The following is a 15,171-nucleotide window of genomic DNA, read 5'->3' on the forward strand; positions in this document are numbered from 1 at the left end:
ACAGCCCTGCTTTCAGGAACCATTCACCACAAGTGCCAGCAGAGGGCTGCCACTGCGTACTTCGGCACGGAAGGCGGCCTGAAAAAACCATCCGTCCGTTTCAAGCCATTCCCCATCGTAGATCTGCCCGTCCTTTGCCTGAATCATAACCATGCTGCCGCAGATACCCCGGATCATTTCAGGAAAAGCTCCTGAAATATTTCTCCAGCCCCTGTCATCCACATAATCCGACATAAGGGAGACGTTTAAGGTATCAATACGGTCCAGCGCTCCCCTTTTCAGATAAGCCACACGGATTGCAATGGTTTCTTCAGAAGCCGCTACCAGGGGCAGGCTGTCTTCAGGAGGAGATGCCATGAAAAATGCAAGGTTGATGTTATCTTTTGCCTCCACCCTGAATCCGGTTTTTTTCCTGAGGGTGTCACAAAACTCTGCACTTCCGCTAAATATCTGAAAAAGTGGCACACGGCTGCATGCCATGGCTGTTTTTAAAAAAAGACCATGCAGCTCTGTCCGTGGGTCATCTTCTTTGACAGAAAGAATACGCATACCCTGTTCAGGGTAAAAGATCGGATTTTTAATCATTTTTTTCAGATCTGAAAGTACGCTGCCTTCGGCCTTTCCCCAAGACGGCCCAAGATCAGAAGGTTTCAGGGCCATTTTGCCGCAAGGGACAAAAACGAGCGGCAGACCCAAGCTATCTTCGGAGATGAAATCACCGGGAATGGCCGCATCGGGAAAAGGATGGCAAGGGATACAGGTGATGTAGTCCCCTGTCGTTTCCAGCACCAGCACCTCTGGCGGATTTCTGTAGCCATCCTCCCACCAGCCGCCCCTGCCCGGAGAAACACTTCTTAGCTGACCGGGCAAAACACTGTCTTCCGCCCCCTGATCTCCATGACTCTCCAAAGCCTCTTTCAGGGAAAAAAGGGCTGCCTCTGTCTCTTCATCACCATGGCAAAGATTACATCGGCTGCGGTGTTCTTTCACCTTTTCATCATCTGTAGAATTTAGCAGATGAAGGAGCGGCGGGCATACAAGGCCTGAGGCAAATTCCCTGAGTGCATCAGGGATATCCTGAAAGAACCCTGAATTCTTATTCATGGAAATCCTCCTCTTTCGGCCTGCTTTTCATATCCGCAAGCAGAAGTGCCATTTCCTTTTTACTGAAATGCTCCTTTAAAATCCTGAAACACTTTTTTTTAAGCTGTGTGAGGGCGGGTTCACTGCATCCGATCTGCCGGGCAATGTCACCCTGACTTTTGCCTTCATTCAGTCCATCCAGAAGTTGAAGGCCTTCAGGGGGCAGGAGCTTTTTCACGGCTTCCCGGAAAAAAGGAAGGGACTGCAGGCTGTTTTTTGCATCCAGCAGATATTCCATATCCGGAAACGCACCGGTGGCTTCCTCCACTTTTCGGTGTTTTACCTCATCATCTTCATCTAAAGAAATTCCTGTTTTTTTGTCATACACGGTTTTCAGATGGCTTTTTTCCCTGAGCCATAAAAGAAGACTTTCTTTTTCAATGGAAAAATCCACCCTGTTTTCTTCCGCAGCGATAAGATCCCAGAAATAAAGGGCCGCAGATACCTGATAATTCCGCTTTCCCCATTCCCGTCCAGAAATATCCGCAAGGTTTGCTGGAAGATGTTTATCCTGTATGAAAAAATAAGGCAGATGCAAAGGGGCATAATCAGGGGGGGTATTGCGATAGCATGGGGTCTTCCGTTTCCCCTGCCCCCAGGCAAAGGAATGAATTTCAGGCGGGCTTAAATTCTCAAACAGTTTTTTACGAAAATATGCCGAAGGATTGACATCCAAAGAACGCTCTCTGTCCTGCATCCGGTTCTGGAATACTTTCTTAAACCATGGCAGGGGATGGGGCATCTGCAATGCAGCACCATAGCGGGAAGGGGCTTCAAGAACTTCTGCCACAAGGATACTCAGCATTTCGTCAATATCCTGAACAAAGGGATCATCAAACCTGCTGCCCCATTTCCTGCTGTCTTTCAAAAGAAAGCCAGCCAGTTTTTTTAAAACACTGTCCTTTTTTTCCAGATCCTGCCGGACCCAGAGATGAAGCCCGTTTTTATCTGTTTTGCTTTCCATTTCATCACCTCAAAGCAGGAATAAGATCACCATATGGATTTAATGCTTTTCTTTTAAGCGGGTATGCCAAAGCAGGTCAAGGCCTGAAGCAAAAGAATGTATCACATAAGGACGCTTTCTTAAAAAAACGTGACCCTCTATTGATATAACGGCACTGTGGTGTTTTTTTATGGCAGGAAATATAAATGCGTGTCCCGGATAAAAAATCATAAAAAACATATGCGATTAATATTAAAAAAACAGCAGCTTCCAGATTCTTTAAATCCTGGGAACTGCTGTAAAGTAAGGAAAAATTTACGGATTATTTACCAGTGATAACCAAGCAGAAGCCCAAAGTGGCCGCCTCCGGCATCAATATCTTCATTTCCAACGGTCACTTTACCGGAAGACCCCCCAAGTTCAAAACCGATGTTAAAAGAACTTCCCAGAGTCCAGTAAACACCACCACTGAGCCAGATTCCGTAACCAGTATCATCTTCACTATGCTTCATTCCATTGGATGCCTCTGCCTCTAATTCAGCCCGAAAAAGTGCAACTCCCCCGCCAATAAAAGGACGAACATGGCTGCCCGGCTCCCAGATTTTTTTCACTCCCATACGCAGTTCCTGGGTATAAGCTTTCACTTTATACAGCTTAAAACCAGAGTAACGATTATAATCATAAAGATAGCCATCATTGTAGGAAGACAAAATTCCAATGGCAATGCTCACAGGCCAGTCCGTTTTTTTGAAATCCACATTGATCCCCAAAGCCCATGTTCATCAAGGGGTCTCCAGTCATCTTCATCCAGAACCTTTGAACCTAAGGTGAAGTTCAGATTTCCTGTCCACGGAGAGGCCACAGAAGGAGAAACTGTACTAAAAAACAAAAGGGTTATTAAGAGGGGAAACAAATTTTTTTTCACAACGACTCCTTATTTTTTTCTTGGTTCAAGTTCAACTTCATAAACGTATCTGTCATACTTCCACATACTCCCAGTCACCGCATCAACGATAAAACCCGGCCAAATGAAAATATTGAGAATACCGACAGCATCAAAGGAATTTTGAAGAAATACATGTCTCGATTCATACTCTTCCAGCTTGTACTGCACCTGAGGTGGAGTAGATCGTTTTTTTACAGGAACAGTAACGGGCGTTCTTCCATAACCCATACCGTCAATTTCTACCACAGCTCCTTCCGGGACAGATTTAAATGTGATTGTATCCGTTGAACCACTAAACATGGTTGCACAACCGGGAAAGACTCCCAGAACCATCAGACAGAATAACCAGCGCATTCGGCACAACCTCCTTTTCATCAGGTATTATGAAAATATCGGATGCGCTGTTCCTCTACCCCATACCAGTGACGCATCCAATAATACCTGACGGCACTGGCCAGATTCTTTTTTTAAAAAAATTTCTGAAAATTTTTCCTGCCCAGGTCTTTTTAAAACAGGCGGCCCTTGATCCAAGTCTATAAAATTAAAAAGATTTCGAATCAAAAAAGCCTGAAGCCTAAAATTTAATCAACTTATCCTTGCTTTTTGATGTGATCTATTCTTTTTTAAAGCTCTTGGTAATCACAGCCATAAATCAACTTCATGCGGGGAGATACCCATGCCGCACAAAATATTCAATACGATTGAAGAAGACCTGAAGAAAAAAATTCACTTTGGTACAGCACCTTTTTTAGGGACTTTTGAAAAAGAAATTCCAGAAAAAATTTATCAGCAGCTCAAAGATTATTTTTCAGATTCAAAGGAGGAAAATTCATTAGAACAGATATGCGCAGCTTTCAGTAATTATCCTGCCATTATGACAACCCTTCTTACGGCTGAACTCAACAGTAATTTTTCGGAAAATTTTAAAATCTATCCATATATCATAAACTTATTTAAAATCGACCTCGGCTCAGATACCAATAAGCAGCGTTTATGGCGGGCTTTCCGAAAAACATGTATAGGGCTTGGCCTTTCCGTATCCCCCAAAACTTCGGGAACCCATTACATGGTAAGGGAATATACCCGCCACATGGGTGTCCCCATTGCTTATGCAGGGTCTCTGGCCGTACACATGCAGCAGCTTGCCGAAAAAATGGGGCTTCCTGACAGGGAGGACCCGGCTGGCCTGAAACAATGGCAGGAAGAACTGCTTAAAAAACTCAGTCTTCCATTCTCAATTACTGCAAAAAATGCAATTGAAGAAGACGAACAAGGTTACTATATCCAGCTTTTTTTGGATCTTCTGGATAACAACAAGCCCCAGAATCCAGTGCAGCAGGCTATGTTGCAAGGAGTGCAGGAAATAAATAAAGGCTACAGGCAGGCCTGCATTCCAAGCATTATTTTCCTTGATGAAACACTTGGTATCCATATTCCATGCAGCAACAACAGCCTTTGGCGAATTGAAGTGGACGGGGAGATTCTTTTTGAAGGTGAGGTTACGGAATCTCCCTTTTTACCTGTCCACAAAGTGCTTCCACAAAAAATCAAGGTCAGCGATGGTGTCAATTCCATGGAGTTTGATGTCTGGGAAGACTCAAAAAACAATCGCATGCTTTTATTTGGTGAGAGGGATATGCGCCTGCTGAACAGGGTCCATTTTGGGACAGATATAGATACTCTCCCGCCAGGCAGCTATACCCTGCTTTCCCGCTTTGAACCGGACCTGACGGATACAGGCAGTACACTTATTTCAGATACCCCCAGTATCTATGCCAGTGAGATCCATCTCGGGCCGGGAGAAAAAGTACGCATTGTTCATGGTTCTGCATCACTTTTGATGCAGGCGAATGCCATGCCCCATATGGAGTTTAGGGGGGCATGGTACAGGGATTATGCAGGCCTTGATTTTCTTGCTTCCAGGGATCTTGGACTTCATATCAGAATTCCCGATGAATTTTCTGACCAAAAACTTCGTGTCCGGCTTCGCTCACGTGATCTTGGAGAACCTATCGAAGTACCTTTGCACATGGATAATGAAGAAAATATTTCCATGGAACTTGAGTCTCTGCTGGAAAAATGGAAAGCGGGTATGTCCATGGTCAGTGTGGAGTGCCTTCCTGAAAACGGCAACCGGCCTCTGATAAAAACAGCAGCAAGGATCTGGAACGGACTTGAAAAAATTGAAAATAATGCAATTTTATGCCGGAGAAAACCTGAAAATCTATTGGAAAATCAATCTGAAAATTTTCACTTGACCCGCAAGGAATCACTATGGTCTTTTGGTATTCACAAGTTTGAAGAACCCTCATGGCAACTGACTTTTCAAGATGGTGCCAACAAAATATCAGCCACGTGGAGAAAACCGGGAATCCACATGGTGCTGCGAAGCTTTGAATCGGGAAGCTGCAGAACAAAAGAACTCTGTGCAGGAGAAAGCATTCCCCTTATAAACGTTTACAATCAAGATGTTGTCATTCAAGGTCTTGATGCAGGGAAGATTTTGCTGGGGAATACCTCATGGACCATCCGACAGAATCAGCATACATGGTGTGCATCACTGTCCTCTTTACATGATGTCATTACAGATACCTCCCCCACACTGATTCACGAAAGCAGAGACAGCGGTATGGCAAAGGATCTGCTGACCTTCGTAACACCTCACCATTGCAGTAATTTTCATGTTTCTGACTCAGAAAAAGATGTGTCCATGGCTTTTCTGGCCATGGTATCTCCGGATCGTATTCTGATGGAAGCCATCAACCTGCTTATGGGAAATACCGCAAAAATCGGCACACAGGTATCAGCAGAATTTGAAGAAATACTTACCTTTGAGAATGGGGGGAACTGCCGCATAGCCATCAAAGAAAAAAGCTGCCGTCTGAGTATTCTTCCGGAAGGCTGGGAGGACGGCCTCTGGCGTTTCACACCCTCCATGCAGTGCAATGGCCGCTTTGGAAGAATATGTAATCCCCGCCAGGATGAATACTCATCATTTGCTTATATTAAAAAAGGTTCCATTGCTGATCCTGCCACAATCAAAGATGAATATTCTTCCCTTCCACCATCAGAAAAAATTGCATTTTTCAGAAGAATCCATGACATGACTCTGCGCTGTCACTCCCAGGAATCATGGGATACAATCAGATCCTGGCTGCCTGATTTATGGAAAAGCATGGTACATGACATCCACCATTCTGCTGTTTCAGGGGATAGAATGTGTCGTGAAAAACTCATTGAAACACTGGCTGACAGACCACCTGAAGATGCTTCTTCCGGCTGGGTCCCCCTTTTACAGATGCTTGATGAAAAACCGGATCTCATGGCATGGCCTGCCAAAGAGTATCCCTGCCTCTGCTCTAAAGAAAGTTCTTTGCTGTTTTGCCTTGTCCACATGAAAAAGCTTGAAAATCTGAGTGAAGCTATCCAGTCTCCCGTGTTTCATTCTTCTTTTTGGATAGCGGGAAGAAACCCATCATTCAGCGCCCAAACCATTAAAACCTATCTTCAAACCTGGGAAAATATGGATCTTGAGGAAGAGCGGAAAAAGCGATTTAAATCAAGCTGGATGCCTGAAGAAGGAGAACTCCTTGGGCCATTGCACTACAGATGGGCCATGAATCAGTTTCTGCAAAAACACCATCAGGCCATCAGCGGAACAGGCAACAACCGACGCAGAAGCTGGGCTTCACTTTTGTGCAAAAAAGCCAATAATACGAATCCATTTTTTTACAGCCTGAAAATGAACAAAGGGGATGTGGAGAAAATAAGCTCCTACGGACTGGATGGCAGAATCAGTGATACAGCCGAGGCAGAGCTTGCATCGGGAGTTTCCTGTTACCTCTCCAGTATCGCATATTTTTGCCGCAATCAGGCCCACGGAGGCAGCCCTGCGGATCAGGCCATAAAAGGATTTTTATCAAAACTCGAACAGAGTGCTGCAATGAAAGCGGGAGAGGCTGGTGTTGGCAACCGTTATCTTGCAGGCACAGGACAGGAACTTCTTGGATTTTATCTGCTTTTCTGGGAGTGGGGCTTTCAGGCAGGTCTTTCACCCAAAAATTTAGACACGTTATAAGTCAAGGAAATACAGATGAAAATCAACCCATGCCATCTCACACAGCAGCTTGAAGAAACCCTTAGAAGATATATCGCTACAGGCTTAAACATCAGCCAGAAGTATCCTGAACTCAAAAAAGAATTTGTCAGCAGACTTGCCGGACAGAATCTGGTCAAAGGCCCCTTTGTGGAAGCCCTTCCGGATTTTGAAAAAGGCCCTGCCCTGCGTTCCCTGGTGTTGAGCAATGGCGGTTTTCTTAATGATGGTTTCCTTGATCTTCCTCCCGAACTGCTGGACAGGCCCCTGCACAAACATCAGCATGAAGCACTTGAGCGGGCATGCAGGGAAAATCAGAGCCTGCTGACGGCCACAGGTACGGGTTCCGGAAAAACAGAAACCTTTCTGTTTCCCATTGCAAACATGCTTCTCTCAGACCCGGAGCCTGAAGCTGCCGGTGTCCGGGCACTCATTATTTATCCCATGAACGCCCTTGCCAATGACCAGCTTTTTTATCGAATTGCCCCCCTTTTTGGCAAGTGGCTTGGCAGACATAAAATCACCTTTGGCCGCTACACATCCCAGATACGTACAGGCGCATCTTTGCAGGATGAAAAGCAAAAACTTGAAGACAATAAAAAACTGATGCAGGTTTTAGATGGCAAGATTCCCGAATCATGGCTCATCACAAGGGAACAGATGCTGCAAACACCCCCAAAAATCCTTCTGACCAATTATGCCATGCTGGAACATCTCCTTCTCCTGCCCCGCAATGCCCCCCTTTTTGCACAGAATATGCTCCAGTGTATTGTACTCGATGAAATCCATACCTACACGGGCGCACAGGCAACAGAAGTTGCATTTCTCCTTCGCAAACTGAAAAACCGCCTTGGTATCAGCCGTGATGTGCAGTTTTTTGGTACCAGTGCAAGCTTGAGCAATGAAGAAAAAAGCACCCGCAATCTTATTGACTTTGCCTCCACCCTTTCCGGAGAAAAGGTCCACACCCTGATCCGTGGAAACCGTGAACCCCATGAAAACCTGCAAAAAAGCATAAAACAAGCCTGGAGTCTTTCGGCTGAGCAGTGGGTTCTCATTTCCCAAACCCTGACCCGTATCAATGGAGATGAAGAAGATTCCACAGATTTTATAACTTCATGGAATGAGGATGTAAAAAAGATTCATCCGGGGCTTGAAATCAATGAGGATGAAGAAAAAGGTCCGGCTTTTCTTCGTATTTTCAGTACAAATAATGAAATTCGTGACACAGCAAAAGCTCTGACAGAAGAAAGCGTAATCCACTTTAATGATCTGGCAAAAAAAGTTTTTTCTTCTGCTGAGGATGCCGATACAGGAATTCACATCCATGCCATGAATGGCGTGATACAGGCAGGCATCCTTGCCCGTCAGTCACCGGAAGCCTATCCCCTTCTGCCCTGCCGATACCACATTGCCGCCAATGGCATTGAAGGCATCAGTCTGTATCTGAAACCGGATAAAGACGGTTGCTGGTCTGAAATGAAATTTTTCCGCAATGGCTATGGTGAAAAGGGTGAACCCTTTTATCCGCTTCTTGTGTGCAGACGCTGCGGACAACCCTACATTGAGGGCCATGCCATGGAAGACAGCAGGCTTTTTCCTGCCAGTGAATCCGGTGATGAAATGATCACCAGACGCAAAATCTTCTGGCTTGGAAAACCCGGAAACGGCACCCTTGATGAATCGGATGAAGAAGACAGCCCCGCAGATTCGGATAAATCAAAAAACAAAGGATCACAAATACCTGCGGTCCTGTTTCTGAACCCTGAAACAGGCTGTATGGGTCATGAGAAAAAAAACGATACCATCGCCCTTTATGAAGTTGCCACCAAAAGGGATGATCTGGAAAAAAAATACTATGTCAAAACCTGCCCTGCCTGCGGCGGCAAGGCTGGTGGCGGCCTTGCGGAAGTCATAACCCCCATGCATCCGGGCGATGCAGCCATGGGCGCTGTCATCTGTCAGCACGTACTCCATGTACTGCCCGATGACAGGGAAAAAAGCAGCATTCTTCCCCTTGGTGGCCGCAATCTCCTTACCTTTTCAGACAACCGGCAGGATGCAGGTTATTTTGCCCCCTACTTTGAGCGGACAGCCAATGATCTGGCACTTCGCAAAGCAATATTTCAGGCACTGGAACAAAAAAAAGGGGAAGGAATTGATTTTGAAGATACGGCAGGTCTTGTCATCAAAAAATGGAAGAAAAGTTCCCAGCCCATTATTCTGGATCATAATGGCAGCCCCATATCAAAAAACAATGCCCAGAGAGAGACACTGACAGGACTTGTGGCTGCGGAATTCTGCACTCCGGGAGGTCGTCGGAACTCCCTTGAAGCCCTTGGTGCCGTAATGGTCAGCTATGATGAGGAAATTTTAAGGCCTTTTGTGCAAGATGTACAAAAGGCCATGCCAAGGCACAAAGAATTTGCTGAATCCATGACCCATATTCTCCTTGAACATATCCGCAGGGAAAAGGCCATTACCCCGCCAACAGAGGATGTGGATATGGATAACATCCATATCTGGGGCGATCTTTACGGTGAAAAAAAAGCCTTTGAAATTCAAAGAAGCTCAGGAAGCAATGTAAGCCATGCATGGATGCCTGCCATGAATGCAGGAAAACGCCATAACCGCCGTACATGGTATCTTGAAGAGCAGCTTGGATGGACAAGGGATGAAAGCATGGCGTTTTTAGGTTCTGTCTGGAATTCCATGAAAAAACATGAACTTATTGAAAACAACAGGCCCGGATTTGTCCTTAACAGCAGCAAGGTGCTGCTCTGTGCCCCCAGACAGAGGCCTGTTTTCCAGTGTGAAAACTGTGGCATCCTGTTCTTTCATCATGTGGATTGTCGCTGCCCTTCATTCCGCTGCAAGGGTAGCCTTAAAGAAATTGAATCAGAAAAATGGCAAAATCAGCTCCTTCAAAATCACTATTTCCATCTTTTCAGTAAGGGCGAAGCGGGAACGCTCATTGCAAGGGAACATACGGCAGTCCTCTCCCAGAAAATCCGTCAGAAAATAGAGACCGGTTTTGCTGAAAAGAAAATCAACCTTCTCAGTTGTACCACAACCATGGAAATGGGTGTGGATCTGGGCGAACTGGAAGCCATTGTCTGCCTCAATATTCCTCCCGGCATCAGCAACTACCAGCAAAGGACAGGTCGGGCAGGAAGACGGGCGCAGGCGGCCCCCTTCTGCATTACCCTTGCAAAGGGCAGCCGCTATGATCAGAGCGTGTTTCGTGATTTCCACAATTACCTGAAAACACCCGCTCCGGTACCTGGTGTCCATCTTGGCAATGCACAGCTCCTGCACCGCCACCAGTTTTCCATTCTTCTTTCAGGTTTTTTAAAGAAACATATCAAAGAAGGTGTCCATGCTCCCTGTCTCACTCATCTTTTCGGTGATGATTTCGGAAGCAACCCTGAAAATAATAATGATCTTCAGCTTTTTATGAATCAGCTGCGGACATGGCTGCAAGGCCCAGCCGGGAAAAAAAGCCTTGCAGAAGCAACAGATTTTCTCAAAGCCCTTCCAAAAGATATATCCTCGGTCTGCGGGTTGGATACGTTTGCCCTTGAAAATACTTTTTCAGATAAAATGGAACATTTTGCAGCCACAATCCTTGCCCGTCTTCAGATTTATCATGATAAATTAAACGAATACTCATCCCAGAAAAACCCCAGACGGGCTCTTGTCTGGCAAAACCTTACAAAACAGTTCATGCAACAGTTTCTGGTCAATATGCTTGTGCGCCACGGCCTTATTCCCACATACAGCTTTCCTGTTCATTCACTGAGCCTCGAAATAATCAGGAAAAACCAATCACAAAATTATTCCGGTTTTAATGAAAAAGAGATTGCCCTTACAAGGGATGCTGTGCTGGGGATCAGTGAATATGCCCCCGGCAGCCGCGTAGTGGCCAATGGCCGTATCTGGACCAGTGCCGGGCTTACCTTTATGCCAAAGCAGTTTATGCCGGAAAGGGTTTTCAGGGTATGCAGAGACTGCAACCATGTGGAAATAAGAGAAGAAGCAAGAGATCTTTCCGCCCATTGTCCTTTCTGTGGCAGTCCATGGCGTGATAGAAAACAGAATTTTATTGAACCCCATGGATTTATGAACGCCCATAGTAACAGGGATGGAGAAAGTCCGGCCCATGTGCGGCCCGTAAAAGTTTTTTCCGAAGAGGCCCGCCTCATTACACGGGCCCTAAGCAATGATTTTCTGGAAACAGATCATCCCATGGTACGGAGGGCATTGCTCAAGGCCGTACCAGAAGGCTTTGAACAGGCAGGCCAGCTTTTTGTTGTGAATAAAGGGAACAAAGGAGCAGGCTTCCACAGGTGCCAGAAATGCAATTACATGGAATCTGCCCAGAAAGACTCACGGGACAAAAAGGTACACAAGGATATAAGAACAGGTGAAAACTGTAGCGAAAATATGCTATCCAAACCTGTCTGCCTTGCCCATACATTTCATACGGATATTGCAATCTTTCGATTTTTAAGCCCGCTTTATCATCACTCCGAAGAAAAAAAAGATCCATCCAGACCCGCAGTAAATGCCAGAACCATGGCGTATACACTTGCAGAAGCCCTGCGTTTTGCAGCAATCAATCTGCTGAATATTCAGGACAGTGAAATCCGGTCAAGCGTGAAGATCCGCAGAAAGCGCATGGACATTATTCTTTACGATGCCATTCCCGGCGGTGCAGGCTATGCCCGTTCTTTAATGAACGTTTCTGCCCTGGAACTTCTGCGCCATGCCTGTGAAAAACTTCTCTGCCCTGAATCCTGCGATACAGCATGCCGGGCCTGCCTGTGTGATTATTCCAATCAGCGTTTCTGGGACAGCTTCTGCCGTAAACCATGCCTCCAGTGGCTTGAAAGCCTGATGGGAAACAATACGAAACGCCTGCTCCCCGATTCATCCGCTCCATGGAAGGAAGCTTCCTTTGAAGAACTGAGCCACCTCCTTACCCCCTTTGGGACCATTCACCTGAGGGGTGAAAAACTGATGACTCTGGATACGCTCCCGGATCAGCCCGCCCTGTGCTGGATGAAAAAAGAAATGGATGCAGGTAAAAAAATCATCTGTCATCTTAGTGAGAAAGAACCATGGCAGGCAAAAAGCATAAGCCTGATGGAGCATGAGTGCTGGCGACAGCTCAGACCTTACATCCAAAAAAGATGCCTTGTACTCACCCACATGGATACAGCCCCAGAGGATCTTCCACTGATCGTGGGAACCGACGGGGAAAAGCCCATTTCATTTTTGGGAATGCAGGCCTGTGATGCAATTCTTGAAAATATTCTCTCTGAACCCTTATGGCAGACTTCCTGTGGTAAAAAAGAAACGGCTGACATTTTAAAAATTTTCTCTGCTGCCTACCAGCACCCCACCAATGTTTGTGATGCTGGTGCGCCTGAATTCTCTACTCTTGCCCCTGCAAAGAGCAGAAATCTTCAGAAGATTTTTAAAATAATTGATGGAAACCCCATCTCTTCCCTTTTTATACAGGATGCCCTGTGCATCCATGAACCCCACAGAAAGGCCCTGCATAAAATCATTCAGGCCATTGCCAAACAGTCCGACACCATAAAAAAGCTCCATATATGCTCTCTGGAGCCTGATATCCGTGGAGAAAACCGGCAGTCCCCCGGAAAAATACGCAACCTTTTAATAAAAGAACTTGAAAGTGAAAAGCTAAGCAGCGACACCATACAGATCAGTCTGCTCAACAGACATACCTCGCCAGTACCCATGCCAAGCATGATCAGGGCAGAGTTAATCCTTGGGGATGGAAGTACGGAAATATATACCTGGCATATCCTCAAAAATCTCCACAGCCTTGCAGATGCAAGCGAGAAAGTGGAAATTTCCTTTCACCCCATTTCTTCTGATGAAACCTGACAAAAAAACCCCTTGTTTTCGCAGAGCTGGATATGCAAAGGCATTTTCCGGCGGCGAAATCAAAGGGTTTTTATTTTAAACAGAAATTTCTAAAGTGATTTATGTGGCAGTGCTTCATTGCCCGAAAATGTTCAGCCAGCAAGGGAATACCCCTCTGTTTCTTTACCTGCCTCTGCCTCGGCGGGTCTTAACCTGTCAAGCTCATCATACAGAACAAAGGCTTCATCCATTCTTCCCATGGCTTCCAGTGCCCTGGCCTTCCATTCGATGGAGGTGTGCATGATCTCCCCCCACCTTTCCTTGAAAAATGCCCCCGCATCATCGGCATGGACCATGCAGTCTTCCGGGCGGCCAGTCACATAGGCCACAGCAGCAAGGCGGATTAAGGCCTTATGGCGATATCGTGTATCTTCTTCCGCTGCCTTGCGCAATATTCGTTCGGCATCATGGAAACGCCCCCCTGCACAATGGAGATCCGCTTCTGTCCACCGGCACCAGGGTGGCCGGAACTTTTCAGGAATCCTGCCTATGGCTTCAAGACCGGCAGCCACATCATTCATGAGAAGATGGCAGCGGGCCATAAGCTCCGGAACAAAGGGAACGGGCTTTCTGCTTTTTCGCTGCCAGGCAACCTCCAGAGATTCCACGGCATTTTCAAACAAGCCCTTTGCAAAGAATATCTTTCCCTCCGTAAAAAAACGAAAGACAGGTTCAATGCATTTGCCATGGGGGTCTGCTTCGGCAAACCGGGTCATGTAAGCCGATGCCGTCTCAGGATCTTTAACGGCCAGATAGCACAGCACCAGATGATAGAGGCTCTTGACACAATTTTTACGCTCCATATGACGGCTGCCCTGCTCATCCATGGAAAGCCCCTCCCAGATATCCACAGCCTTATGAAAATAGGTGAGGGCTTCCTTTGGCTTGTCTTCAATGCGGTGGGCAACCATGCCCCTTCGGTAGGCATTGGTCACGGAATCCGGCTTCAGGCGAAGGGCGGCTTCAAGATGCTCAATGGCAAGGCTCAGCCGTTCCTTTCGGCGTTTGCCCGAAAGCCCTTTTTTGCGTGCTCCCGGATCAAGCAGGCTGTTATAAGCGGTATAGCCAAGGCTGCTGTTCAGACGGAAACTATCGGGTTGAAGGACCAACGCTTTCTGCAGTTCCTCAACGGCAGCATCCGATTCCCCCATCTGACCAAGGGCAAAGGCAATTTCTCCACGGATATCCGCCTCATGTACCGTACCCAGACAATCCGGCCTGCGTTCTTCCAAAGGATAGGCTTCTGTAATGATACCCTGCCAGCGGGCATCCCTTGCCATCACCTTCAGCCGCTCAATGAGCCGGATACCGGGTTCTGCGGAACGGGGTTTACGATTTTCCCAGGGCAGGATCAGGGCCATGGGGACAGAATTACGGGGCTGTGCATTGGAATTGGAAAGGTTTGTCTGCATGGTGCCTCCTCATTCTTTTAGGTTCTGTCATACCGCCTTATGTCAATGGCCATTGTGACAAACTCTAAAAACCAGAACGGCACCGGGGATATTTTTTTTAAAAACTGAAAGAAACTTTATTGAGGATAGGATTGAAACACACTCCAATGGATTTTTATGGCCCTGTTTTGTTGGGCCACCCTTTATACGGGTGCCCGCTGACAGCGCAAAATCCTGCCATGGAATTTCTCTGGCATAAAGCATGGCTAAGTGATTGTAGAAATCAGATTTTTTAATTCTTCCCACTTCCCAATCTTCACTTCCCAATGGCTTTAATCCATCCCTTTAATCGGGGCCTGTTCGTGGACTTAACCACGAATGAACACGAATAGACACAAATAAAACCAAGGAAGTCTCAATCCCCTCTAATCAGGGCATGTTCGTGGACTACGAAAGCTGGTGTCCGAAGGAAATCTTTGAAGCAGCCAGTCTCAATCCCCTCTAAGCGGGGCCTATTCGTGGACCCAAACACAAGATCCCATAGGGGAAGTACCCTTTGTGGATTTGTCTCAATCCCCTCTAATCGGGGCATGTTCGTGGACATGAAATTTCCATTGCTGCCAGCAGGTCTGAGAAATACGTGTCTCAATCCCCTCTAATCGGGCATGTTCGTGGACCCTAAAAGAGAACCTTA

The 15,171-nt window shown here is 46.4% G+C and carries 8 protein-coding genes; 2 read left to right on the forward strand and 6 right to left on the reverse strand.

Translation table 11 applies throughout. The features are described 5' to 3' along the window. Window positions 1–12: 12 nt before the first annotated feature. The 4 genes from LZ24_RS05040 to LZ24_RS05055 all read right to left on the reverse strand — a co-directional run bounded on the left by LZ24_RS05040 (window position 13) and on the right by LZ24_RS05055 (window position 3,386). Complete coding sequence (locus tag LZ24_RS05040; RefSeq protein WP_144682993.1) at window positions 13–1,104, reverse strand: hypothetical protein; 1,092 nt, start codon at window positions 1,102–1,104, stop codon at window positions 13–15. After that, window positions 1,097–2,107, reverse strand: coding sequence for a hypothetical protein (locus LZ24_RS05045; protein ID WP_144682995.1), 1,011 nt, complete (start codon window positions 2,105–2,107; stop codon window positions 1,097–1,099). Before LZ24_RS05045 ends, LZ24_RS05040 begins: the two co-directional genes overlap by 8 nt. Before the next feature lie 305 nt (window positions 2,108–2,412). Beyond that, window positions 2,413–2,817 carry a hypothetical protein gene (locus LZ24_RS05050; RefSeq protein ID WP_222427535.1) on the reverse strand — a complete coding sequence of 135 codons (405 nt, stop codon included), beginning with the start codon at window positions 2,815–2,817 and terminating at the stop codon, window positions 2,413–2,415. Window positions 2,818–3,020: 203 nt separating this feature from the next. Then, window positions 3,021–3,386: a PEGA domain-containing protein gene (locus LZ24_RS05055; protein WP_186442941.1), complete on the reverse strand. Its 366-nt coding sequence runs from the start codon at window positions 3,384–3,386 to the stop codon at window positions 3,021–3,023. Between the two features lie 712 nt (window positions 3,387–4,098). Between LZ24_RS05055 and LZ24_RS05060 the strand changes: the two genes are divergently transcribed. After that, window positions 4,099–7,110, forward strand: a complete 3,012-nt coding sequence (locus tag LZ24_RS05060; RefSeq protein ID WP_222427536.1) for a hypothetical protein — start codon at window positions 4,099–4,101, stop codon at window positions 7,108–7,110. Window positions 7,111–7,125: 15 nt separating this feature from the next. Next, a complete protein-coding gene (locus tag LZ24_RS05065; RefSeq protein WP_144683003.1) occupies window positions 7,126–13,047 on the forward strand; it encodes a DEAD/DEAH box helicase in 5,922 nt (1,973 codons plus the stop codon). Window positions 13,048–13,178: 131 nt separating this feature from the next. On the opposite strand, the gene LZ24_RS05070 is transcribed toward LZ24_RS05065, so the two are convergent. After that, window positions 13,179–14,498 carry a tetratricopeptide repeat protein gene (locus tag LZ24_RS05070; protein ID WP_144683005.1) on the reverse strand — a complete coding sequence of 440 codons (1,320 nt, stop codon included), beginning with the start codon at window positions 14,496–14,498 and terminating at the stop codon, window positions 13,179–13,181. 42 nt (window positions 14,499–14,540) lie between these two features. Next, window positions 14,541–14,804 (reverse strand): hypothetical protein, encoded by a 264-nt coding sequence (locus LZ24_RS05075; protein ID WP_144683007.1) that lies wholly within the window; start codon window positions 14,802–14,804, stop codon window positions 14,541–14,543. Window positions 14,805–15,171 lie beyond the last annotated feature (367 nt).

The organism is Desulfobotulus alkaliphilus, assembly GCF_007830435.1.
GTDB classification, from domain to species: Bacteria; Desulfobacterota; Desulfobacteria; order Desulfobacterales; family ASO4-4; genus Desulfobotulus; species Desulfobotulus alkaliphilus.